The organism is Streptococcus salivarius, from assembly GCF_009738225.1.
GTDB lineage: Bacteria > Bacillota > Bacilli > Lactobacillales > Streptococcaceae > Streptococcus.
Genome location: NZ_CP018187.1, coordinates 1,758,343 through 1,781,725, shown reverse-complemented (window position 1 = coordinate 1,781,725; position 23,383 = coordinate 1,758,343). Strand labels below are relative to the sequence as shown.

General features: G+C 39.8%; 21 protein-coding genes. 17 read left to right on the top strand and 4 right to left on the bottom strand.

The features are described from left to right. Window positions 1-30 precede the first annotated feature (30 nt). The 5 genes from ligA (at window position 31) to BSR19_RS08035 (ending at window position 6,962) form a co-directional block, all read left to right on the top strand. A complete protein-coding gene (ligA, locus tag BSR19_RS08055; protein WP_156246977.1) occupies window positions 31-1,989 on the top strand; it encodes an NAD-dependent DNA ligase LigA in 1,959 nt (652 codons plus the stop codon). A 9-nt stretch (window positions 1,990-1,998) separates the two neighbouring features. After that, on the top strand, window positions 1,999-3,012 hold the full coding sequence (locus BSR19_RS08050; RefSeq protein ID WP_073689611.1) for a diacylglycerol kinase: 1,014 nt from the start codon (window positions 1,999-2,001) through the stop codon (window positions 3,010-3,012). A 299-nt stretch (window positions 3,013-3,311) separates the two neighbouring features. Next, on the top strand, window positions 3,312-4,157 hold the full coding sequence (locus BSR19_RS08045; protein ID WP_231605961.1) for an energy-coupling factor transporter transmembrane protein EcfT: 846 nt from the start codon (window positions 3,312-3,314) through the stop codon (window positions 4,155-4,157). A gap of 80 nt (window positions 4,158-4,237) precedes the next feature. Next, a complete protein-coding gene (locus tag BSR19_RS08040) occupies window positions 4,238-5,224 on the top strand; it encodes a helix-turn-helix transcriptional regulator (protein ID WP_156246976.1) in 987 nt (328 codons plus the stop codon). A gap of 109 nt (window positions 5,225-5,333) precedes the next feature. Further along, window positions 5,334-6,962, top strand: coding sequence for a hypothetical protein (locus BSR19_RS08035; RefSeq protein WP_156246975.1), 1,629 nt, complete (start codon window positions 5,334-5,336; stop codon window positions 6,960-6,962). 38 nt (window positions 6,963-7,000) lie between these two features. Here BSR19_RS08035 and BSR19_RS08030 read toward each other — a convergent pair whose 3' ends face one another. Then, window positions 7,001-7,480, bottom strand: a complete 480-nt coding sequence (locus tag BSR19_RS08030) for a QueT transporter family protein (RefSeq protein WP_156246974.1) — start codon at window positions 7,478-7,480, stop codon at window positions 7,001-7,003. A 72-nt stretch (window positions 7,481-7,552) separates the two neighbouring features. Beyond that, the gene (locus BSR19_RS08025; protein ID WP_002884246.1) at window positions 7,553-8,380 is read right to left on the bottom strand and encodes an exodeoxyribonuclease III; all 828 of its coding nucleotides are present in this window, start codon (window positions 8,378-8,380) and stop codon (window positions 7,553-7,555) included. A gap of 127 nt (window positions 8,381-8,507) precedes the next feature. Between BSR19_RS08025 and BSR19_RS08020 the strand changes: the two genes are divergently transcribed. The 3 genes from BSR19_RS08020 (at window position 8,508) to BSR19_RS08010 (ending at window position 10,825) form a co-directional block, all read left to right on the top strand. Continuing rightward, window positions 8,508-8,840, top strand: a complete 333-nt coding sequence (locus tag BSR19_RS08020) for a hypothetical protein (protein ID WP_156246973.1) — start codon at window positions 8,508-8,510, stop codon at window positions 8,838-8,840. A gap of 87 nt (window positions 8,841-8,927) precedes the next feature. Then, window positions 8,928-9,977: an LLM class flavin-dependent oxidoreductase gene (locus BSR19_RS08015; RefSeq protein ID WP_022496799.1), complete on the top strand. Its 1,050-nt coding sequence runs from the start codon at window positions 8,928-8,930 to the stop codon at window positions 9,975-9,977. A 95-nt stretch (window positions 9,978-10,072) separates the two neighbouring features. Continuing rightward, on the top strand, window positions 10,073-10,825 hold the full coding sequence (locus BSR19_RS08010) for a DUF4767 domain-containing protein (RefSeq protein WP_139724548.1): 753 nt from the start codon (window positions 10,073-10,075) through the stop codon (window positions 10,823-10,825). 82 nt (window positions 10,826-10,907) lie between these two features. Here BSR19_RS08010 and tehB read toward each other — a convergent pair whose 3' ends face one another. Together tehB and BSR19_RS08000 are read right to left on the bottom strand one after the other, a co-directional pair. Beyond that, window positions 10,908-11,786, bottom strand: coding sequence for an SAM-dependent methyltransferase TehB (gene tehB / locus BSR19_RS08005; RefSeq protein WP_156246972.1), 879 nt, complete (start codon window positions 11,784-11,786; stop codon window positions 10,908-10,910). A gap of 780 nt (window positions 11,787-12,566) precedes the next feature. Further along, window positions 12,567-13,889, bottom strand: coding sequence for a matrixin family metalloprotease (locus tag BSR19_RS08000; RefSeq protein ID WP_156246971.1), 1,323 nt, complete (start codon window positions 13,887-13,889; stop codon window positions 12,567-12,569). Window positions 13,890-14,102: 213 nt separating this feature from the next. Here BSR19_RS08000 and BSR19_RS07995 point away from each other — a divergent pair, with 213 nt between their 5' ends. The 9 genes from BSR19_RS07995 (at window position 14,103) to folP (ending at window position 23,368) form a co-directional block, all read left to right on the top strand. Further along, window positions 14,103-14,840, top strand: a complete 738-nt coding sequence (locus BSR19_RS07995; protein ID WP_022496803.1) for a LytR/AlgR family response regulator transcription factor — start codon at window positions 14,103-14,105, stop codon at window positions 14,838-14,840. A 310-nt stretch (window positions 14,841-15,150) separates the two neighbouring features. Continuing rightward, window positions 15,151-16,329 (top strand): sensor histidine kinase, encoded by a 1,179-nt coding sequence (locus BSR19_RS07990; protein WP_002884300.1) that lies wholly within the window; start codon window positions 15,151-15,153, stop codon window positions 16,327-16,329. A gap of 111 nt (window positions 16,330-16,440) precedes the next feature. Beyond that, on the top strand, window positions 16,441-17,820 hold the full coding sequence (locus tag BSR19_RS07985; protein ID WP_022496805.1) for a hypothetical protein: 1,380 nt from the start codon (window positions 16,441-16,443) through the stop codon (window positions 17,818-17,820). A 162-nt stretch (window positions 17,821-17,982) separates the two neighbouring features. After that, on the top strand, window positions 17,983-18,255 hold the full coding sequence (gene rpsP / locus BSR19_RS07980; protein WP_002884675.1) for a 30S ribosomal protein S16: 273 nt from the start codon (window positions 17,983-17,985) through the stop codon (window positions 18,253-18,255). An 11-nt stretch (window positions 18,256-18,266) separates the two neighbouring features. After that, complete coding sequence (locus BSR19_RS07975; RefSeq protein WP_002884680.1) at window positions 18,267-18,515, top strand: KH domain-containing protein; 249 nt, start codon at window positions 18,267-18,269, stop codon at window positions 18,513-18,515. 161 nt (window positions 18,516-18,676) lie between these two features. Continuing rightward, the gene (locus tag BSR19_RS07970; RefSeq protein ID WP_022496806.1) at window positions 18,677-19,939 is read left to right on the top strand and encodes a bifunctional folylpolyglutamate synthase/dihydrofolate synthase; all 1,263 of its coding nucleotides are present in this window, start codon (window positions 18,677-18,679) and stop codon (window positions 19,937-19,939) included. A gap of 66 nt (window positions 19,940-20,005) precedes the next feature. Then, on the top strand, window positions 20,006-21,850 hold the full coding sequence (locus tag BSR19_RS07965) for an APC family permease (protein WP_038676596.1): 1,845 nt from the start codon (window positions 20,006-20,008) through the stop codon (window positions 21,848-21,850). A gap of 145 nt (window positions 21,851-21,995) precedes the next feature. Further along, on the top strand, window positions 21,996-22,559 hold the full coding sequence (gene folE / locus BSR19_RS07960; RefSeq protein ID WP_002884345.1) for a GTP cyclohydrolase I FolE: 564 nt from the start codon (window positions 21,996-21,998) through the stop codon (window positions 22,557-22,559). Window positions 22,560-22,567: 8 nt separating this feature from the next. Beyond that, entirely contained in the window at window positions 22,568-23,368 is an 801-nt protein-coding gene (gene folP, locus BSR19_RS07955) for a dihydropteroate synthase (protein ID WP_002884425.1), read from the top strand. Window positions 23,369-23,383: the final 15 nt, after the last annotated feature.

Sequence of the window (23,383 nt, the reverse complement as noted above, 5' to 3'; positions counted from 1 at the left end):
TTTTTTCTGCTTTTATGTTAAAATGTTCCTATGGAAAAACGAATGAAAGAGCTGGTTGTTAAACTTAACCAGTATGCAAAAGAGTATTATACGGAAGATAATCCATCAGTGTCAGATGCCGAGTATGATAAGCTTTATCGTGAGCTTGTAGCTTTGGAGGCTGAATATCCAGAACTTGTTCAAGCAGATAGTCCAACACATCGTGTGGGAGGGCTGGTACTTGATGGTTTTGAAAAATATCAACATGAGTATCCGCTTTATAGTTTGCAGGATGCTTTTTCACGAGAAGAGCTAGATGCCTTTGATAAGAGGGTTAAGGACGAATTTCCTAATGCTGATTATATGGCTGAACTCAAAATCGATGGGCTTTCTATCTCGTTGACCTATGTGGATGGTATTCTTCAGGTAGGTGCGACACGTGGTGATGGTTCTGTAGGTGAGAATATCACTGAAAATGTCAAGCGTATCTCAGATATTCCTCTGAAGTTGGACCAACCTCTTAATATTACGGTGCGTGGGGAGTGTTACCTGCCTCGGGCTGAGTTTGAACGCATCAACATCCAACGCCAGGAAAATGGTGAGGCCGAATTTGCCAATCCACGTAATGCTGCAGCAGGAACTCTTCGTCAATTAGATACCAAAGTAGTTGCAGAGCGTCGTTTGGCGACTTTCCTTTATCAGGAAGCTAGTCCAACGGAGCGTCTAACACAAAATGATGTCTTAAATGAAGTGGCAGAACTCGGTTTCTCTGTTAATCCACGACGCATTGTCACATCATCGATGGATGAGATTTGGGACTTTATTCAAGCTGTAGGAGAAGATCGTGATCACTTGGCCTATGACATTGATGGTGTTGTCATCAAAGTCAATAGTTTGGCTATGCAAGAAGAACTCGGTTTTACAGTTAAGGCGCCACGTTGGGCTATTGCTTATAAATTCCCGGCTGAGGAAAAGGAAGCAGAGCTTCTCTCAGTGGACTGGCAAGTAGGTCGTACGGGTGTAGTAACGCCGACTGCTAATTTGACTCCAGTGCAATTAGCGGGGACAACGGTTAGTCGAGCCACCCTTCATAATGTAGATTACATTGCCGAAAAAGACATTCGTATCGGTGATACCGTAATTGTCTACAAAGCTGGTGATATTATCCCTGCTGTACTTCGTGTAGTAGAGAGTAAGCGTACGACACAGGAGCCGATGGAAGTACCGACTCAATGTCCATCTTGTGGCAGTGGTCTTTTACATTTTGAAGATGAAGTTGCCCTACGTTGTATCAATCCTTCTTGCCCTGCTCAGATTAAGGAAGGTCTGATTCATTTTGCCTCTCGAGATGCCATGAACATCGCAGGTATGGGACCTTCAGTGGTTGAAAAGCTCTTTAAAGCTGAATTGGTTAAAGATGTGGCTGATATCTATGGCTTGAACAGTCAGGATTTCCTTCAATTGGAAGGTTTCAAGGAAAAGTCGGCTGAAAAACTTTACGCAGCCATTCAAGCATCAAAAGAAAATTCTGCAGAGAAATTGCTCTATGGCTTGGGTATTCACCATGTTGGCGCCAAAGTTAGTAAGCAGTTGCTAGAAGCTTTTGGCAGCATACAAGAGTTAGCCAGTGCAGATGTCGAGGCTATTGCTGCTGTAGATGGTTTAGGAGAGGTTATTGCCAAGTCCATCCAGCGCTATTTTGCTAAGGAGGAGGCTCAGGTTCTTATGAAAGAACTGGAATCCTATGGCGTTAATTTGTCCTATCTTGGACAAAAGGTGGCAGATGATGCTATCTTATCTGGTAGGACAGTTGTTTTGACAGGAAAATTGGAGCATCTTAAACGTAGTGAAGCAAAGGCAAAACTAGAAGCTCTGGGTGCTAAGGTGACAGGTTCTGTCTCTAAGAAAACAGATTTAGTAGTTGCTGGTAGTGATGCCGGAAGTAAGTTGGAAAAAGCACAAAGCCTAGGAATTGAAGTAAAAGATGAGGCTTGGTTGCTGGATTTATAGGAGTTCAATATGAAACAAAAACGTGCCCGCTTAATTTATAATCCAACATCTGGACAAGAAATTATGAAAAAAAATGTTGCCGAGGTCTTGGATATTCTGGAAGGTGCTGGCTTTGAAGCGTCAGCCTTTCAAACAACACCAGATGAGAACTCAGCAAAAAATGAGGCCACTCGTGCGGCCAAAGCAGGCTTTGACTTAGTTATTGCTGCTGGTGGCGATGGTACAATCAATGAGGTTGTTTCTGGGGTTGCCCCGCTTAAAAAACGCCCACAAATGGCGGTTATTCCAACGGGAACGACAAATGACTTTGCACGCGCCTTGAAGATTCCAAGAGGAAATCCTGTTGAAGCAGCCAAGGTTATCGCTAAAAATCAGACCCTTCAGATGGATATTGGCCGTGCCTATGATGACAAATACTTCATCAATATTGCGGCTGCTGGTTCCTTTACGGAACTAACCTATAGTGTACCTAGTCGCTTAAAGACAGTACTTGGTTATTTGGCCTACCTTGTTAAGGGGGCAGAGTTGTTGCCACAAGTTAAGAAGGTTCCTGTTCGTATTACGCATGATGAGGATGTTTTTGAAGGTGGTCTTTCCATGATTTTCGTTGCCTTGACCAATTCAGTTGGTGGCTTTGAAACGATTGCCCCAGATGCTAAACTGGATGATGGTAAATTTACTCTAATCATGGTTAAGACAGCTAACCTCTTTGAATTGGTTGACCTCATTCGTCAAATTCTCCAAGGTGGTAAACACATCTATGACAAGAGAATTTCCTATATCAAAACGAGCTCGCTGTATATTGAGCCTTTAAGTGATGATCGTATGATGATTAACCTCGATGGCGAATACGGTGGTGATGCACCAATTCATCTCCAAAATCTGAAGAATCATATTGAATTTTATGCAAATATTGATGAGATTTCTGATGATGCCATCACTCTTCCAGATACAGACGAATTAGCTCTTGAAGCCATTGCACAAAAATTCAGTACAGAAGCTGAAAAGATTGAGAATGACTAATGTTAAACCTTTAAGCAACCTAAGATAGGTTGCTTTTTTAGTATATTTGTAGAAAATGACGCTTTCATTTGTTACAATAGAAAAAACTGGGAAATTGTTATATAGAATATTTAGAGGAGTAGAGGTTTAATAAAGAGAGTAAACATTATTTAAGTGATGATCATCTAAAGAATGGTGATCAGGCTTTTGAGTCGGCTTTTAGTAATAAAGGGCCAGAGTTTGAATCTGCTTTTCAGGAGGAAAAAGCTGAGAAGCGGCATTTCTTTTTGACTCTTGCTCTACCACTGATACTCTTAAGTGTGAGCTGGGAATCGGTCTTCTTATCTTGGAAGTATAAGCCGATAATTGTGTATCTGGCTGTAATTGTGGCATGTTTTGTCCTTGCTATCATTCTCTTTAGAATGGGACAGAAGCTAGGTAGATTTCTCTTCACCGCAATCGTGGTTGGCTTGATTGGACTATCCTTCTTTGCCACTTTAGGTGGTTCTGTCTATCGAGGGGCTATGAAAAAATACAGGTTGATTCAGCAGGTATCTCAGTCAGATCTTGATGAGGATAAACCTGATAGCGATGATCCCAAAGACTACGAAGATGAGTCTGCGATTTATAACTGGACGGAAGAAGATTTTAAAAATCTGAAACCCAAGGCTGATACCTTACGTTCGATTATTAAAAGTCATGGTAAGGGTAATTATGTCGAGATGGAGTTTAGTGGTCTCAAGGTGAGGTATGACCGTGGAGATGGCAATGAGTATATTAATCTCTCTTTTGTGAAGGACGAAAAGAGACGCTTTGTCTATGATGGTGGAATAGCGACTTATCCCCTTGATGGCGTTACGGTAGTTGATAATTATAGTAGTAATTGGTCGGAAGAACAGCTTAACCGGTTACGCACTAAAGACCAAGATTATCTTGGTCCAGCAACACCTTTGTCTGAGGTAGTGAGGGAACATTCTCAGGCAAAAAGGGCCTGGAGAAGTATCAATGTTCATTCATCAGGAATCATACATAAGTCAGTTGATCTTGATTACACTGATCAGAATAGTCCTATTGAGAAAGCACAATTGTTAAGACTATCTTTTGAGTATAACGAAAAGAAAAAGGACTATTATTTGAGCTATAATTCTGTGGCTCGTCGCTACTAGGGATGACTATCTATGATAATGAATAACTAGACAGCAATTTTTTAGTAATAAGAGGTTTGATTATAAAGGGGGATTTTATAATGACAGCATCAAAAACCAAACGTCTCTTGTATTTTATGTCCGAATTGGAAAAGGGAAATGACATTTCAAAAACGGACTACCTAGCTCGCTTTGGCATAAGTGAGCGTACCCTTAAAGAGGACGTGAGTGAACTCAAGGAAAATTTGACTGAGTTACGTCCAAATATGAAGGTTAAGTATTCTAGAAAATACGGTTCCTATCATGCCCAGTATGAACAGGGCTATGGTAACCTTAAATACAATCAGGCAGTTATCCTATCTAAGATTCTTTTAGAGAGTCGTGCCCTTCGAAAGGATGAAGTAGCAGAAATTATCAACATCTTTGTTGAGAGGGCTGTAGACGACAAGGAGCGCAGACGTATCAAGCGATTGACTGAGCTAGAACTAGATAGTTATCAAGAACTTAAGATTTATCAGGATCAAGATAAGTCACTCTTACCAGCTATTTCAGCCATTTTCGATGCCATTGTGGACCAACGTCCTTTGTCTTTTAGTTACCGTAAGCCAGGGGAAAAAGTGGAGGAATATAAGGTTTTTCCAATTTCAGTCATTTTTGACAACCACTATTTCTACTGTATTTCTTACAAATTGGATGAGAACTATAGTTGTGATTACAAGTTCTCTGAAATTCGTTATTTCCGTGTCGATCGTTTTCAGACCATTCATAAATCTGAAAATGACGTCGCCTTCACGCTCAGTCCAGAACAACAAGCCCGTCTCATTACAGATGAGCAGGTGCGCTACCAAGCTTTCTCAATGCTTTCTGGTAACGAATGGGCTCGAATTACCTTTGAGTATAAAGGTCTCTACCGTGATGTCTTGGAGTCTGATATTCCAAAACTGAAATTGCTAGAGGAAAGCACTAGTGATGGTGTTGATCAGGTCCGTTATGAGATTGAAACCTTTAGTTTATTAGGCTTTCAAAAGTATATTCAACGCTTTGATGGAGATTTTGTTTTCCTTAAGATTGAAGCAATGGATAATTAATGAAAAAGGCATTCGTTTATCCGAATGTCTTTTCAAATCTGACAAAAATAGTATAATTGTGTTAAAATAGGAATACGGAAGCGTTATCATTTCCATAAGGAGGGAAAATATGAAAGAAAAGAAAAAAGAAATGCAAAAACAAGTCTTAACTCTTTTAGGAATCTTGATTTTTGCCTTTGTCAATGTGTTTATCTTTGATAATAAGATGGGCGCTGGTTTTTCCGCCTTCTCAACTATTACCCTGATGAGTATTGGACTTTTGTCTAAGCGCACCAGTCTGCGAGTTTTGGCTATTATTTCCTATCTCATCAATGTGGTAGCAGCCGTTTTTGGCTTCAACTACGTTGGTTTTCTAACAGCAGTTCAAGCCATTGAACTTATCTTCGTTATCTGGTATCTTTACCCACGTGACACGTTTTTGAGACGAGATACAACTGATAAATACACTTACCGCTATCGTTGGATTCATTTGCTCCTGACGGTTTTGATCTCAATTGGAGGTTATATCGTTTTTGCAGTTGTTTCTAGTATTTGGGATGGTTCCTTCCTAGAATACGGTGGGAACACAGCTCTCATCTTTGCTATGCAATATTTGCTCTTTTTGAGCATTACCAAGTCGAGACAAGATGAACCGACCAAGGTTGCCCATTTGTTCCAAAAGGAACGCCGTACTAAGGAAATGAAAGCAGCAATAGAGGCCGAACGCCAAGCCAAAGAAAGAGCACTTGCACAAGCTTTTGAGGTACCTTTGAAGGCACCAAGTCAAACAGCTGCAAAATTTGGTAACAACATAGTCAAATTTGCATCTGTCTGGCTATTGGTAATGGACATGTCCATCTTGGCTTACTTCTTCCGTCCAAATGATGTTGGTTTCGGCTTTGGTGCCTTCTTTGTACTCTTGACCATTGTCTTGTCTTTGATTTTCAAATCTGAGGAAGACAAGGAGGACGTTTTCTCTATCATCTATCACAAGATTCGTCCTATCCAACCTATTTTCTTCATTCTGCTCTTGATTGCTCACGCGCATAAGTTTAGCTACGGGGCTGCTTACGCTCTCTTGTTCTCAGCTGCTTATTTCTTCTGGGCAATCAATAAGATTAATATGAAGACCCTCTTGACCTTTACAGTCATCATTTATTTCTTCCCAGTCTTTGGTTACCTATCTAACCCTTATCGTCTAGGTGCTGAAAACCTTAAGATGGTAGGTGAACTGGTGACAGATCGTAATAAGTCTAATACCTTCTATATCGGTCATTATTGGTCACTTTTAGGTTTACAGATTGATGGTGAATATGAAGGAGTCCCTGTTGCTTGGCAGGCTGCTAAGTATGCAAATATTGAGACCTTATATGATGAGGAGGATAACACCTCAGGTATTTTCTATGAAGATAATCATGGTGACTATGTTTATGATTTACACCTAACAAATAACAAAGGTACCATTGAAGTAACAACGGGCTCTGGCAAAGATAAGAAAGAATTCCAATTCATGGACTTTGCCAGAACCTATTATCGATATGAAAAATTGAAAAAAACGGATAACCAAAAGCGTTATAAAGATTTTTACAAGATAGGTACTGTTTCGACTGAGTTGGGAACTTATAATCTTTATCTCGAAATGAATCAAGATTGGGTTGATGACTATCAAAAAGATCCTACTAATGTTGACTACCGTTTACTTATTTTTGGAGACAAACTGACACCAAAAGAAGCTTACGAAAAAGCATATCATTACTAAAAAAGTATCTCTGCAATTTGCAGAGATACTTTTGTCTGTCAGTCTTTGTATCCACGTTTGGACAACTCTCTTACAAGGACGGCTCCCAAGATTGAAGGTACTAATTGTCCTAATAGCAAATTGAAAACGAGAGCAAGATAAGGAAGTTTAAGTAAGGCGCTAAGCCAGATAGGTACCACTAAGGATGGAACGAGTAGGATTGGGAGTACGATAAACCAGCTTGACAACTTGGCTTTACGGATGAGGTAGATGCTACCAGTTGTTAAAAAGCTAGCACAGAAACCACCAACCACGTCAATCAATCCCAAACCTCCAAAAGAGTTTGCGATGGCATTAGCCAGACTAATTGGGAATACCAAAAACGGGAAGATGTAGGTTAATCCATATAAAGCGGTAGCCAGACGCATTTGAACCGCACCAAATGAAATGGCTTGAGAGACAAAGAGGATAGCGATGTAAAGAGCCATCATAATAGCTGACAGAACGAGCTTTTGAGTGGTATTAAGTTTGGTTTTCATCATTTCTCCTTAATTGGGCATAGTAAAAGAGTAGCAGGTCTACTCTTTTTGTGATTTAGGTCTAGAGTTATTTTATAAATCAATCTCTAAGACAATAGGTGTGTGGTCTTGGCGATCACCAGAGTCAATCATGTCTGATTTTGTGACCTTATCGGCAATACGATTTGAAGTCAACCAGTAGTCGATTCTCCAGCCTGTATTGTTGATTTTAGATGTTTTGCTACGTTGAGCCCACCAAGTGTAGGCTCCTGTAACGTCGCCATTGAGGTGACGGTAGGTATCTGTGAATCCTTTGGCAAGGAGGTTAGTGAAGCCAGCACGTTCTTCATCTGTAAAACCAGGTGAACGACGATTACTTGAAGGGTTAGCCAAGTCGATTTCCTTGTGGGCAACATTATAGTCACCAGTCGCAAGAACGGGTTTCTGAGCGTCCAATTCAGCTAGGTAATCCGCATATTTTTCATCCCAGATTTGACGTTCAAGCAGACGTTTGAGGCCATCACCAGCGTTTGGTGTGTAGACCTGTGTCACAAAGAAATTGTCAAATTCGAGAGTGATGATACGTCCTTCACAGTCCATGGTTGAAGGTGCTCCGATTTCAGGATAGGTAATGACTGGATTCAGTTCTTTTTTATACAAGAACATGGTTCCAGCATAACCTTTACGGGCAGGTTCAACAGATGAACGCCAAGTATTGTCATAGTCAGGGAAGTAGTCTTCCAAGATTTGCAAATGCTTTTTAGTCGGACCTTTAGCAGACAGTTTTGTCTCTTGAATAGCAATGATATCTGCATTTTCAGCGACCAAGGTGTCGATAACAGCGCGTGATAATTGAGCGCGTGCAGAATCACTAGTAAGGGCGGCATTTAGGGAATCAATATTCCAAGAAATTAATTTCATGTGTACAGTTTCCTTTTTTGAATCTTTCCTTTCTATTGTAGCAGAAAATAAGGTGTCAGGCGAGTTATGGGTTTGATAAGGGAAGCTAGGAGGAGTATACTTATCTTAGATTGAGAGGTACATATTAATGAAAAAGCAATCCTACATTTATTACTTGTTTTGGGCTCTCTTGTTGATACAAATCATGCTTACCATCATGACTAGTCTGTCACAGGGAATTATTCTTCCCGTTGCCATTTTTCCAGGGATGAGTCTCTTCTTTCTGTTTTGCTTAAGGTATCTCTTAGGCTACAATCTTAAGAAATCTCCTTCAGAACCCTTATTTGTCCTTCGTAGGAGTGGTCTTGGAACTAGTTTAAATCCTAGAAATCCCCTAGGCTATAAGCTTAGTCTCCTAGTGGTCATGGGTGTTTTAGTTCTCCTTTTCTGCCTAACCCTATTAGCCTTTCTTGGAAAATAGAGTCTTAGTTTTTTTTATTTGCAATTATCACTAACTAGTTATAATATACTCTCATAACAAATAAAAGAATTACTGGAGGAAAGATTTATGACGATTGAACTTGGCATTTCAACTTTTGGAGAGACAACCCTCCTAGAATCAACTGGAAAAGCTATCTCTCATGACCAACGTATTAGAGACCTCGTTGAAGAAATTGAATTGGCGGATCAAGTTGGACTAGACATTTATGCGATTGGAGAGCATCACCGTGAAGACTTTGCGGTATCGGCACCGCAAATTGTTCTTGCAGCAGGTGCTGTGAATACCAAGAAGATTCGTTTATCTAGTGCAGTAACCATTTTGTCGTCTATTGACCCGGTTCGTGTCTATCAGCAGTATGCAACCATTGATGCTCTGTCAAATGGTCGTGCAGAAATCATGGCGAGTAGAGGTTCTTTTGTTGAGAGTTTTCCACTTTTTGGCTATGATCTTTCAGACTATGATGAACTTTTCAATGAAAAACTAGACATGCTTCTGGAAGTGAAAAAGCAAACGAATTTAACTTGGCAAGGTAAGCATACTCAATCTGTTGACAATCGCCCTGTGTATCCGCGAGCAGTCCAAGATGATTTTCCATTATGGGTAGCGACAGGTGGTCACATTGAGTCGACCATTCAAATTGCGGAAAAAGGTCTGCCAATTGCCTATGCTACAATTGGAGGAAATCCAAAGGCCTTTGCAAAATTAGTTGAGGTTTATAAGGAAATCGGTGCTCGAAATGGTTATTCGGATGAACAACTTAAGGTGGCTGCCCATTCTTGGGGTTGGATTGAAGAAAATAATTTCCAAGCGATAGAGAATTATTTTTATCCAACGAAACAAACGGTAGATAACATTGCTAAAGATCGCCCACACTGGTCTGAAATGACTAAAGAGCAGTACTATGCTAGTGTTGGACCAAACGGAGCCATGTTCGTTGGGGACCCTGCTCACGTTGCTCAAAAAATCATTCGTATTATTGAGGATTTACAGCTAGATCGCTTCATGCTTCATCTCCCGATTGGTTCTATGCCACATGAAGACGTTCTAAAGGCTATTAAACTTTATGGTGAAGAAGTGGCACCGATTGTTCGTCGTTATTTTGAAAATAAAGGATAGTAGCTTGAAGGTAAACCTCAAGTTCTCTCTACTATTGTCATCATCACTGTTCTATGATAGGATGGAAGATAATTGATAAAGAGAAGAGGAAAATTATGCGAAAGCTGTCAGAAGCAGAATGGATAAGTCGTTTTGAGCAAGTTCAGGGGCGTAAACCGAAACCTGATGAATTACAATTAGCTTATCAGTCTGGCCTTATTGGAATCTCGAAAAATTATAATTATATCTATATTCTTCTGGGGGCTCTAGTAGCAATCGTAGTTGGCATTGGCTTGACTCTAGTCTCTAGTTCAATGAAGAACGTCAAACAGACCAAGTCATCTGCCACAGTGGCTAGCTCGATATTTTCATCGACAGAGAAGGCTAGTGCCACATCAAGTACTTCATTGGCCGAAAATCCGAAGACAAGTGAATCTAGCAGTGCAAGTATTGACACACCTGATGCTAACCATGCTAAGGAAGCCTATACTGAAAATCCACGTTGGACCAATGACAAAGCTAGTCAACTTGCTAGTTTGATGGTTTCTTGGGGTAACCAGATGAATCAGCCTGGATACAAAGAAATCACTAATGAAGCCTCTTCCTTGCCTATCCGTTGGATGTCGGACCATAACCAGACTGTGGATGCTACTTATGCTGCAAATGGTAATAGCAGTTCTGAGTATACCATTGTTTCCGTTTACGAGAGATGGGAAAATGTATCTGTTCACCGTTATTTCTTTACCATCAAAAAAGATGGAACTCCCTTTGTTCTTTATTCACCAACTACCAATGGTGGTGTCTATTATGTCAAAGAAACAGAGAATGCAGACCTTAAATCAGGATATGCAGATATTGTAAACAATTAAAAACTAGGAACCCGACTGGGTTCCTAGTTTTTACTTTGAAGACAAGTCAAGCTGTGCTCAGCTCGTCTACAGTTATTCGCTCTTATTTAACCTTCTTAGCTAACATGGTTGCAAATTGAAGGGCGATGGGATTGCCATATTCATCCAAACGGTGAAGGTGACCAAGATTTTCATTATACTTGACTAACTCCCAGTCACTATAATAATTTTTCAACTCTCCCTCTTCAAACGTAAATGGGAAAGGCATGGTACAAGGGTGTTCCTCAGTATCCATGGCACAAACAATCAGATTGTAACCACCTACGACAGTACGCTCTTGCATATTCTTGATAATAGCCGGAATTTGATCGGGATCAAGGAACATAAAGACTACTGTTGAGAGGATGAAATCAAAGGTTTCAGACTCAGGAAGAGCAGCAGCATTGATATCGTAGTAGCCAGCTCTAACATTGTAATTTTCCTCATCTGCAATCATTTGGATGCGTTGTGTAGCTTCGTTATTAACATCAACGGCTGTAACATCATGCCCAAGAGATGCCAAATAAAGAGCGTTACGACCGTGACCACAGCCTAGGTCAAGGGTGCGACCAGGTTTGATATGGCCAGATTGGACTGCTTCAAGAACCTCGGAATGGGCTTTAGTATCATACTTTTTAGCCATGTAGTCTTCAGGTTTACAGTAAAAAGAAAGATAGCATTCCAAATCATCTGAAGCGGCTGCGATGCGATGCCAAGCTTGTGGTTCAACAAAAGGAATCTCTGTCTCGGAGGTAAAGAGGTGCTCTGCAGTAACCTCTCCCTCTTCGTCTAATTCGTAGAAGTGAAGAGATCCCGATAGAATGGTCAATTTAGCCCAAGTTCCCGCCTTAGTATTGTGTTTTTGCGTCACCATTTCCGGAAGTGTTGTAGCTGTCCAGTTTGGTAAACGTTTGTAGCAAAGAAGTTGCTGATCTATAGTCATTTTATGAGTTCCTTTCAAACGGTATGGCTCTATTATAGCAAAAGTATAGAAAAAGAAAAAAGGCCTAGCCGGGTGAGCTAGACGATTTTCTTGTGAGAGATCTGATAATCTAGGAATGGGGAAAAGTGTTTGGGGAAGATAGGTATAAATGTTAAGAAGGGTTCCTAGACTATTTAGAAAATGTTTATGAGAACAATAAGTTTTAAATGATAAAATACTTATCTATAACTCATTAGGTCTCTCTTTACATTATCTATTGTACCAAAAAAAATCAGAGAAAACTTACATATTTTCAAAATATGTAAGAAAAAATCATGAACAGTCATTTTCTGGTCTTGAATGGTAATTTTGTGAGAATTATTTTGAACGATTACTAATCTAGTAAGCTAATACCAATGCCTATGTGCTTTAGATACAATAAAAAACGCCTAGCTGCTGTTGCTAGACGTTCTTTATTAGGAGAGATCTGGAAATCTAGGAATGGGGGAAAAGTGTTTGGGGAAGATAGGTATAAATGTTAAGAAGGGTTCCTAGACTATTTTTATTCTGTTTATGAGAATAATGAGCAAAAACTAACAAAGTTGAGTTTTCTAACTCATCCGGTCTCTCTTTACATTTTCTATTTTACCAAAAAAAATGGAGAAAACTTTACATATCTTTAAAATATGTAAGAAAAAATCATGAACAGTCATTTTCTGGTCTTGAATGGTCATCTCACTTGTATAAAAAAAAACAGAACCTGATAGGTCTGCTTATAAATTATAGTGATGGTGTAAGAACTTAAATCTTGCTATAGAGCTTCTTAACATTGTTAATATCAACTGGTTGGATACTTGTCTTACCACCTTTAGGTTCCATTACAGAGGCAACAGCACTGTTGTGCTCAAGTCCAATTGAGTGGCCTAATTCGTGTTGCGCAGTGTTAAGGAGTTTTCCACCATTCTTTTGATAATAATTGTTTTGAACATGGAAGGTGTTCAAGTAAACAGTAGCATTACTATATTGCTTAGTTGGGAGGTAGTAAGTAGAGTAGGTAACCCCAAGAGGAGCTGCTACATTACCTTCATAACGTTCATCAGCAATGATGTTAGCTTTTTGTTTATCGTTAGTGAGCAAGAAATTAAAGGCACCAGTGTTATTCCAAGAAGTGATAGCTTGTTTGTAGGCATTCACGATTTCAGGATTTTTAGCATTGATGAAGACTGTTGCTTCCTTACTTGACCAGTGAGGAGTGTCGTAATTCTCTTTTACCAGTTCGTTATTCTTTTGCCATACTTGAGCAATTCGGTCCACTGGTTTAGCAGGTTGGATAGGAGTAGCTTTAGGAGCTGTAGGTTTAGTGACAGTCGTTGTTGGCTTCTTAGGTTGTGTCGTTGTAGAAGGCGCTGGCTTGTTTACAACAGTTGTTGGTTTCTTAGGTTGAGTTGTAGATGTTGTAGGTTTGTTAGCGACTGTGGCTGGTTTTTTAGGTTGACTAACAGCAGGAGTTGATTGTTTAGGTTTTGTTGTAGCTGTTGTCGTGGGCTTTGTAGAAGGTGTTAATGGTTTTGGAATATAAGTAGATAGAATCTTATGAACGTTACCATTATTAATTTCTGTTGATACCCATGTAGCACCATCTTTTGACCAGGTTTGTGCTTGAGCGACAGTTTCGGTCTTTGGTTCAGAGTGATTTTCTACAGCCTTATGATTGCTATCTGTATTTGTCGGAATTCTAGTCCCATAGGTTTTGCTACCAGTCTGGCTGTCGACAGTACTGCTAGCTGTTTGACTATCTTGTTTCAATTCCTCAAAAGTCGGAGTATTTGTGGGCGTTTGTTCATAGTCATTTTCATGTGTATGAAGATCATCTACAGAGGTATGTGACACAGTAGTCACAGTAGTAGGTGTTTCACTAGATACACCTGTTTGAGTGATGGTATTGGTATTTGTAGTTGTTTCAAGTTCAGAAAATGTCATAGCCTGGTTAGGATCTGAAACATAGGTTTGATCCGCAGAGGCATGCTGAGGACTTCCCACAAGAAAAGCACTAATGATACCAACAGTTGCAAGGGTTAAGATGGTCTTTGTCTTAGTCCCTTGCGTTTTAAAAGAACGTAACATAACTTTCTCCTTTTTAATATAAAACAAAAACAGTTCTCATGATAACATCTAAAAATGAAGATAAAGTGACAGGGAGATAACAATTGTTTTATAAATGAAATGAGGTAAGTTAAAAAGACTTTATGCTGTACAAAAAGGAATATTATCCGATTAATTATGATAAAATGTTAAATAGGTATATTAAAGTATATTAGAAAGAAAGAGGGAAATAAGATGCTTTCTATTATCGTCCTTGAAGATGATGCCTTGCAGCGTCATCGTGTTAGTCGTTTATTGGACGAAGCAGTTGAGGAGTCGAAGGCCGTTGTTGATGGGATTACCTTTTATGAGCAAGGTCAGGAATTGTTAGATGCTGATAGAGGTTCGGGTAAATCCATGGTTTATCTTTTGGATATTGACCTTAAAAATCAAACGAAGCAGGGACTAGATATTGGGCTTGAAATCCGTAAGGAAGACTTGAAAGCACAAATCGCTTTTGTTACAGCCTACTCTGAGTTTATGCCCTTGACCTTCCGTTATAAGATTCAAGCTCTGGACTTTGTTGATAAATCCATGGAAGATGCAGATCTTAAGAGAGCCTTGGTAGAACTTTTAGATTTTGCGTATTCGCAGGTTGAGCAAGAAACCAAGGCACAGAGTCTGACGGTAAAAACGGATAAAAATGATGTTAATATTCCTTATGATGACATTTTATACATTGAAACAGCCCCTGTGCCACATAAGTTGATTGCTCACACCAAGTCAAATCTAGTAGAATTCTATGGAAAAATTGCAGAAGTAGCGAAATTGGATGATATTTTCTTCCAAACGCATCGCTCTTTTGTTGTCAATGTGAGTAATGTGACAAGTGTGGATCGTACGGCTAATATGGTCTTCTTTGAGGGAGACGAGTCATGCCTCCTCTCGCGGACACGTAAAAAGGAACTTTTGGAACGATTGAAAAATCGTTAAGGCTCAGATTTTCCCCTTCTTCTCTAATCATTATTGAAAGTTTTCTGAAATTCGAGATAATTATTTAATTTTATCTCATATAATAGCAGGAAGTGTGATAAAATAGTAATGTGGCTTTTTACTGCTTATTTAAGATTACTAGAAGGAGGTGGCTAACCATTAAATGATGCTCAATTTGCAAATTGCATTAGAATATCTTTTGCATTTCATCGTCATACAGTGGATTTACGAAAAGACCAGCTTGGTCAAGATACCACGTATGATTCTTCCTATTGCGTTCTTAGTTGAATGTATAGGGGGGATACTGGGGATGTCATATAATGTCGGTTTGTCCTTTATGACACCGTTCTACCTTCTTTTCTATGCTTATTTCTATGGCAAGGAAAGAACCACCAATATGTTGGCATTTTATGCTTTCTATCCTCTTGTTCTTTATCTTTTGATTTTTAATGGTTATGCCTACTTTTTGATGCCGGGATTTGGTATCACATCGGATTTCCTTAACAAAAGTTATCTTTATTTCATTTTCTTTGACCTTTTAATTATTCCAACATTTGTCGCTCTTTCCAAACTTCTTAATATTGATTTTAAATATTTGAGGGTTTTGGAGCGAGATCGCAAATTTGGTCGGATAATGTTTTTCACTAACTTTGTTTTGATTAGTTATGTGATTATGAACTATTCCGTAGTTGTGGCTTCGCGTTTCTTTGATTTGTACTATGCTGGCCATATTATAACCTTGATTGGCTATATAGCGATTCTTTATGCTGTTTACAGTGTCAATAGATACGCAGATGAGTACTTTGAAAATGAGCGAAGAAAAGAAAATCGTCGTCACTTGGATGACCTAGAGAAGTATTCTGAACAAGTCGAAAGTCTTTACGAAACGTTACGCAGTTTCCGTCACGACTATACTAATGTTATGATTTCGCTTAATGAAGCCATTCAGATGAAAGACATCGACCAAATCAAGATGATTTATGATAGTGTCTTGAAAGATTCGGCATCAGATTTGAAGCAGCAAAAGTTTGATTTGGCAAAATTAACTCGTGTGACCAACATGCCGCTTAAGAGTCTGTTGTCATCTAAAGTAGCCGAAGCTTTTGATAAAGGTATTCAATGTCATGTTGAGGTTGAAGAGGGCGTCTTCTTCACAGATATGCGTCCACTCGACTTGATTACAATCATATCCATTCTTTGTGATAATGCTATAGAAGCTACTGTATTAGCAGATGAACCAAAATTATCTATCGCTATCTTTAAGATGGAAAATCAATCCGTTATTGTTGTTGAGAATTCAACTAAGGAAGCTTCTATTGATGTAGCTCCTTTGAAACAAAGAGGATTTTCAACAAAAGGAACAGGTCGAGGATTGGGCTTGGCAAATATCGAAGAGATTCTCTTTAGATACGATAATGTCACGCTTGAAACGGAATCAGCACAACACCGTTTTGTCCAATTATTGTCTATTACACCAAAAGAAGATTAATGGGGATTTAATAAGAATTTTTAGAATTCTTGTTAATCCCTATTTTTATGTTAAAAAGTATGGTAAAATAGGGAAGTTAATCATGTGTTTTTTAATTCAGGGGGATTTATTATGTTGAAAGACGAATGGTTAGAGTACTTTGAGGCCGTGAATGGCCGAAAACCAAGACCAATCGACTTTAAAGAAGCCTTGGAACGAGGAGAGTTTGTTCTCTCTGAAGGTGCAGAGGCTCACCAAGTAGCTGATCAAGGAGAGTCTTCAGCTGACCAACAGTTTGAAGAAGGAACCGCAACTGCCAGAGCACTAGCCCAGTCTCAGAAAGAGCGTGACAACGCGCAAGAGGCTATGGCAAATGTGGCTCAAGAAAAGAGAAAGGCCCTATCTCAAGAGACTGTTGGTCAAGTAAGAACCATTCAGTCGGGCCGCCAGGCTGAGGATATTCAAAAAGAAGAGGAACAACGCAAACGCGTCGCAGAGGCTAAGGAGCGTTTGGCAAGTTATGCGCCAACCCGTCCAGATGCAGAAAATCATTCTGTTAATACCTCGAGTGAGCCTAATCAATCTATTCCAGTTTTCAGTAACCAAGCACAGCATCTTGGATTGTCTGAGGATTTGACAAAACTTGATCATAAGGAAGAAAAAGCAGCTAAGAAGCTTGCTCGTCAAGCTACTCGTGATAAGAAAAAGGCTGAAAAATTAGCTGCTAAAGCTAAATCTAAGGAAGAACAGACAGTTGCCAGACTAGAAAAGAGATTGGAAAGTCAGGTTCGTCTTCTAGAAACGATTCAAAACGCTAATCAAAAATCGCAAAAGGCCAAAAATTGGGGCAAAGGAGCCTTGATTTCTAGTCTTGTTGCTGTTGTTTTGATGTTGCTTGTTGGTGGTGTATACGGTTTTTGGCGTAATGCTTCGGGGAACATTGAGGGGACTTGGGAATTAAAATCGTCTAAGGTATTGGACGAAAATTCTGGAAAGTTAACCAATGCTCTGAAAGAACATGAAGATAAAGATGAAATTTACGTCTCTTTCCTTAAAGTTGATCAGTCTAATAATTTACAAACACATTCTTACTTTTATAAAAAAGGTGAGGAGGATCAGCCTACTTTTACAGCTTCAGATTATTTGAAGGAATATCAAGTTGTTGATCAGTGGAATAAATCGATTACCTATACTAAAGAAGTTTCAGAATTTAAGCGTGAGTTGACTAAAGTTGTCTCGCAACTTTATCCAAATGCAGATAAGAATCTAGTAGATTACTATATTTCGGATAATGTAGATAACTATCGACTCTACCGTAAAGGGAAACGCACCAAGTCTTATACTGTAAATAAAGATACCTTGGTTGTTTCTACCTACAACGAGGATGGCAAGTTGACCAGTCGTGATACTTACGAGAAAGTGTCGAAGGCAGCTGCTAAGGGTTTAGAAGCTGAATATGCTGAAGCAAAGGTAGCTTATGAAAAAAATCACAAGACTACAACTAAGAAATAGTCGAAAAGGAAGTTAGAGTTTGACTCTAACTTTTTTTGTAGAAATTTTAAGTCTGTCAAGTTTTTTTCTTGACACATAAAAATGATATGGTATACTAGTTAAGGTCGAGGGGCGATAAGTGCCCCCACCATAATAAAAAACTAAAGAAAAGAGATATTAAAAATGGCAGTAAAAATCCGTTTGACTCGTATGGGTTCTAAGAAAAAACCTTTCTACCGTATTAACGTTGCAGATTCACGTGCTCCACGTGATGGACGTTTCATCGAAACAGTTGGTACTTACAACCCACTCGTTGAAGAAAACCAAGTAACACTTAAAGAAGAACGTGTTCTTGAGTGGTTGTCTAAAGGTGCACAACCTTCAGATACAGTTCGTAACATCCTTTCAAAAGAAGGCGTTATGAAGAAATTCCACGAATCAAAATTCTCAAAATAATTTTTTAGCCTATGGATACCATTGAAAATCTTATTATCGCTATCGTTAAACCTTTAATTGCTTCACCAGATCAGTTGACCATCAAAATTATTGACGGTCCTGAGTTTTTGGAGTACCATCTTGATCTTGCCCCAGCCGATATTGGGCGTGTTATCGGGAAAAAAGGACGTACTATTACGGCGATAAGAGCGATTGTCTATTCGGTACCTACTCAAGGTAAAAAAGTTCGTCTTGTTATTGACGAAAAAGAGAAAGCTTAAGAGGTGACCCTAGGGTTGCCTTTTTTGCATATTTTGGTTATACCTAGGAGTCTTTGGTATAATAAGAGCGTCAAAGCATTAAGCTCAGGAAAAACTAGAAATCTAGTTTAGAGGTCGGTTTAATGACTAAGTTGAAGCATTAGCCTAAAAAAGGAGTAATTATGACTTATCAGGAAGCGTTGGATTGGATTCATGGACAATTAAAATTTGGCATCAAGCCTGGGTTGGAGCGTATGGCTTGGATGCTTAAAGAGTTGGGAGATCCACAAGATAATCTCAAGGCTGTGCATATCGTGGGAACAAACGGCAAAGGGTCTACAGTCAATGCCCTCCAAACCATTTTCACCCAAGCAGGTTATGAAGTTGGAACCTTTACTTCACCCTATATTATTGACTTCAAGGAACGAATCTCTCTTAATGGTCAGATGATTTCAGAAGAGGACTTACTTGACCTGGTTAATCGTGTGAAGCCTGTGGTTGAACGTCTACCAAAAGAGACAGAGCATGAAAATGCGACAGAGTTTGAAATTATCACAGTCTTGATGTTCCTCTATTTTGGTCAGATCCATCCTGTGGATATCGCATTCATTGAAGCGGGAATGGGTGGTCTTCATGATTCGACTAATCTCTTTAAGCCCTTGGCAGTCCTGTGTCCATCGATTGGTTTAGATCATCAGGCTATTTTGGGAAATACCCATGCTGAAATTGCAGCAGAAAAAGCTGGTGTTTTGAAGAATGGGGCTCCCTTTATTTATGCGACTGACCGTACTGATGTTCGAGATGTTTTCGAGAAGAAGGCGCGTGAAGAAGGTTCTAAGACCTATGAGCTGGGGAGAGATTTCACAGCTGAAGGGTCAAGCCATTCCTTTGATTTTACCTATGGAGAGCAAAGGTTAGATGATATAGCCTTGGCTATGGCCGGTCAACACCAAGTGGCAAATGCTAGCTTGGCTATCATGGCTTCTTTATTGCTTCAAAAAGATTATCCTAAAGTAACTCTTGAACTCATAAAGAATGCCCTGGCTCATGCCCATTGGCGAGGTCGAACAGAATTTTTAAGACCTAATCTCATGATTGATGGTGCTCATAATAATGAGAGTGTTAAAGTTTTGATTGACTTGTTGCAATCAGAGTATGCCAATAAGGAGATTGAACTTCTCTTTGCAGCGATTGATACCAAGCCTATTGACGGTATGCTTGCCCAACTAAAATCGGTTGGTGACTTGACTGTAACGAGTTTTGACTATCCAAACAGTGTTAAATTAGATAAATACCCAGAGGCTTATAAGCAGGTACCAGACTTCAAAACATGGATTAAAGAACATGTGACGACTGACAATAAGAAACTTTATGTGGTAACGGGATCTCTATACTTCATTTCTCAGGTCAGAAAATGGGTTTTAGAGCAGGCAAGTGATGGTTAAGACTTGAAAGATGACATTTAGGGGCGTATAATAGCCCTCGTATGTTTTAAAAGTAAGGAGATCACAATGTTTCAACGTCTGAAAAACATTTTAATCGGTGAACCTTTAACTCATGATGATAGTGGTGATGGACACTTATTGTCCAAGATTCAGGCCTTGGCCATGTTGTCGAGTGATGCACTTTCATCTATCGCCTATGGTCCAGAGCAGGTCGTCTTGGTTCTGACAGCTGTATCTAGTGCGGCTATTTGGTGGTCAATCCCTATTGGACTTTTGGTTCTCGTCCTTTTGGCCAGTCTTACCATTTCTTATAGACAGGTTATCAAAGCCTATCCTCAAGGTGGTGGCGCCTATATGGTAACGACGGAAAATCTGTCTCCTAAGTTTGGCTTGATAGCTGGTGGTAGTCTTTTGGTCGATTACATGTTGACGGTTGCTGTTTCAGTGGCCTCAGGTGCAGATGCCATTACTTCAGCCCTTCCCTTCCTGCATCCTTTCAATCTTGAAATATCAATGATTTTGGTGCTTGTTTTGATGGTTATGAACCTTAGGGGAATGCGTGAATCTGCAAAATCTTTGATGATACCAGTTTATCTCTTCATTGTTTCGACGCTCTTCCTATTGGGATTTGGTTTCTTTCAAATTCTAACGGGTCATATGCCTAACGCAGCCACAGCACATTTAGGACAACCAATTACAGGTGTGTCTTTGATTCTTATTTTAAGGGCCTTTACTTCAGGTTCTGCCTCATTGACAGGGGTAGAAGCTATCTCTAACGCGGTGCCTTTCTTTAAGAAACCTAAGGCCAAAAATGCAGCTTCAACCCTCTTTATTATGTCTAGCATTTTGGGGGCTATGTTTGCGGGAATCACCTTCCTCAACTGGTGGACAGGTATTACACCTCATGCAGGAGTAACCATCTTGTCACAAATGGCTAGAGAAATTCTCGGTCAGTCATGGATTGGTAGTATTCTATTTTACGTTTTCCAATTCTCTACTGCCATGATTCTTGCAGTAGCGGCTAACACAGGTTTTTCAGCCTTTCCGATGTTGTCCTTTAATATGGCGAAAAATAAATACATGCCTCACATGTACCTTGAAAAAGGGGCACGTATGGGATACTCTAATGGGATCTTGACACTTGCAATTGGCGCCATTACCCTTTTGTTTATTTTCCGAGGAAATACGGAACGTTTGATTCCGCTTTATACCATCGGTGTATTCATTCCATTTGCTCTTTCTCAAACGGGGATGGTTATCCATTGGATTCGTGAATATGGTAAGGGATTCTGGAAACATTCTTTAGCTAATATCTTGGGGGCTCTCATTTGTTATGCTATTGTTCTCATTCTCTTCCTTTTCCGTTTAGGAGATATCTGGCCATTCTTCCCAATTATTGCAATCTTGATGTGGATGTTCCTTAAGATTAAAAAACACTATAATGGTGTTGCTCAACAGTTGCGTATTGATGGAGCGGTAGAAGAACACCATTATCAAGGAAATATTGTTCTTATCCTCGTTGGGAATGTTACCAAGGCTAATATCGGAGCTATTTCCTATGCGCGTTCTATTGGTGACAAGGTTATCGCCATGCATGTATCTACTAAGGATACTGAGAACAAGGACAAGGAAACTGAACAAGAGTTTAAAAAATATTTCCCTGAAATTGAGATGGTTCATATCCAATCACCGTACAGCTCAATCACTCAGTCAACCATTCAGTATGTGGACGAGGTCGCCACTCAAGCTGAGAAGGATAATGCGACTCTGACAGTCATGATTCCTCAGTTTGTGCCTAAAAAATCATGGCAAACCATGCTTCACAACCAAATGAGTTTACGATTGAAATATTATCTCAAATGGCGTGAGAATATTGTGGTTTCATCCTATTCTTACCACTTGAAAGACTAAAAAATATAAGCGAAGATAACCTCTATATGAAAGGTGGTCTTCGCTTTTTTTGAGATTTAGGTAGCTAGGAAATCTTATTTTTTGCAAGAAAAATCCAGCAAAATAAGGTATAATAGATAGTATTATAACGTTGCAAGAGGAAATTATGGCAAATCAAGAAAAAGTAGAACAAGCAGTCTATCAACTATTGGAAGCTCTAGGTGAAAATCCTGAGCGTGAGGGACTTTTGGACACACCAAAACGTGTGGCTAAGATGTATGCTGAAATGTTTTCAGGTCTAAATGAAGACCCTAAGGATCAATTTACAGCTGTCTTTTCAGAAGTCCATGACGAAGTTGTCCTTGTCAAGGATATTCCTTTTTACTCTATGTGTGAGCACCATTTGGTTCCATTTTATGGTAAGGCCCATGTGGCTTATTTGCCAAGTGGAGACAAGGTGACAGGACTTTCCAAATTAGCGCGTGCCGTTGAAGTAGCTGCTCGTCGTCCGCAGTTGCAAGAACGCCTTACAGATCAAGTTGCTACAGCACTTGAAGAAGCTCTGAATCCTCGAGGAGTTTTTGTCATGGTTGAAGCAGAGCACATGTGCATGACCATGCGAGGAATTAAGAAACCAGGAAGTAAGACAATCACAACTGTCGCTAAGGGCCTTTATAAAGAAGACCGTGAAGAACGCAAGGAAATTCTTTCATTGATGCGTGATTTTTAGGAGTTAAGATGTTTATTGGCAAACATGAGATTGCAGGTAAGGCCTGTATTATGGGAATCTTGAATGTCACCCCTGATTCTTTCTCAGATGGTGGCGATTTTGACACTGTAGAGGATGCGTTGGCTCAGGTTGAGCGTATGATTGCCCAGGGAGCAGCCGTTATCGATGTAGGTGGCGAATCTACAAGACCAGGAGCAGAATTTGTGACCGAGGAAGAAGAGATTGCTCGTATCGTGCCAGTTATTCAGGCTATCAAGGCAAAATATGATGTGCTCATCAGTATTGATACCTATAAGACAGCTACTGCCAGAGCTGCTCTTGAAGCAGGGGCAGATATTCTAAATGACGTCTGGGCTGGACTCTATGATGGTCAGATGCTAGCTTTAGCAGCTGAAAAGAATGTGCCGATTATTCTCATGCATAATCAAAAAGAAGAAGTATACAATGATGTCACAGAAGATGTCTGTACATTCCTCAGTCAACGAGCCCAGGCCGCCTTGGAAGCAGGAGTGGCCAAGGACAATATCTGGATTGATCCAGGTTTTGGCTTTGCGAAAAATGTCCAACACAATATTGACCTGCTAAAAGGTTTGGGTAAGGTCGTTGCCTTGGGCTATCCTGTTCTTTTTGGGATTTCTCGTAAGCGTGTTGTGGACTACCTACTAGGTGGAAATACCCAAGCTAAGGACCGTGATCAGGGAACGGCTGCTCTATCTGGCTATGCTGTTAGCAAGGGCTGTCAGATTGTCCGTGTGCATAATGTTGATGCCAATCGTGATATTGTTAAGACCATTTTAGGGATTTTATGATACTAAAAAAAGCTC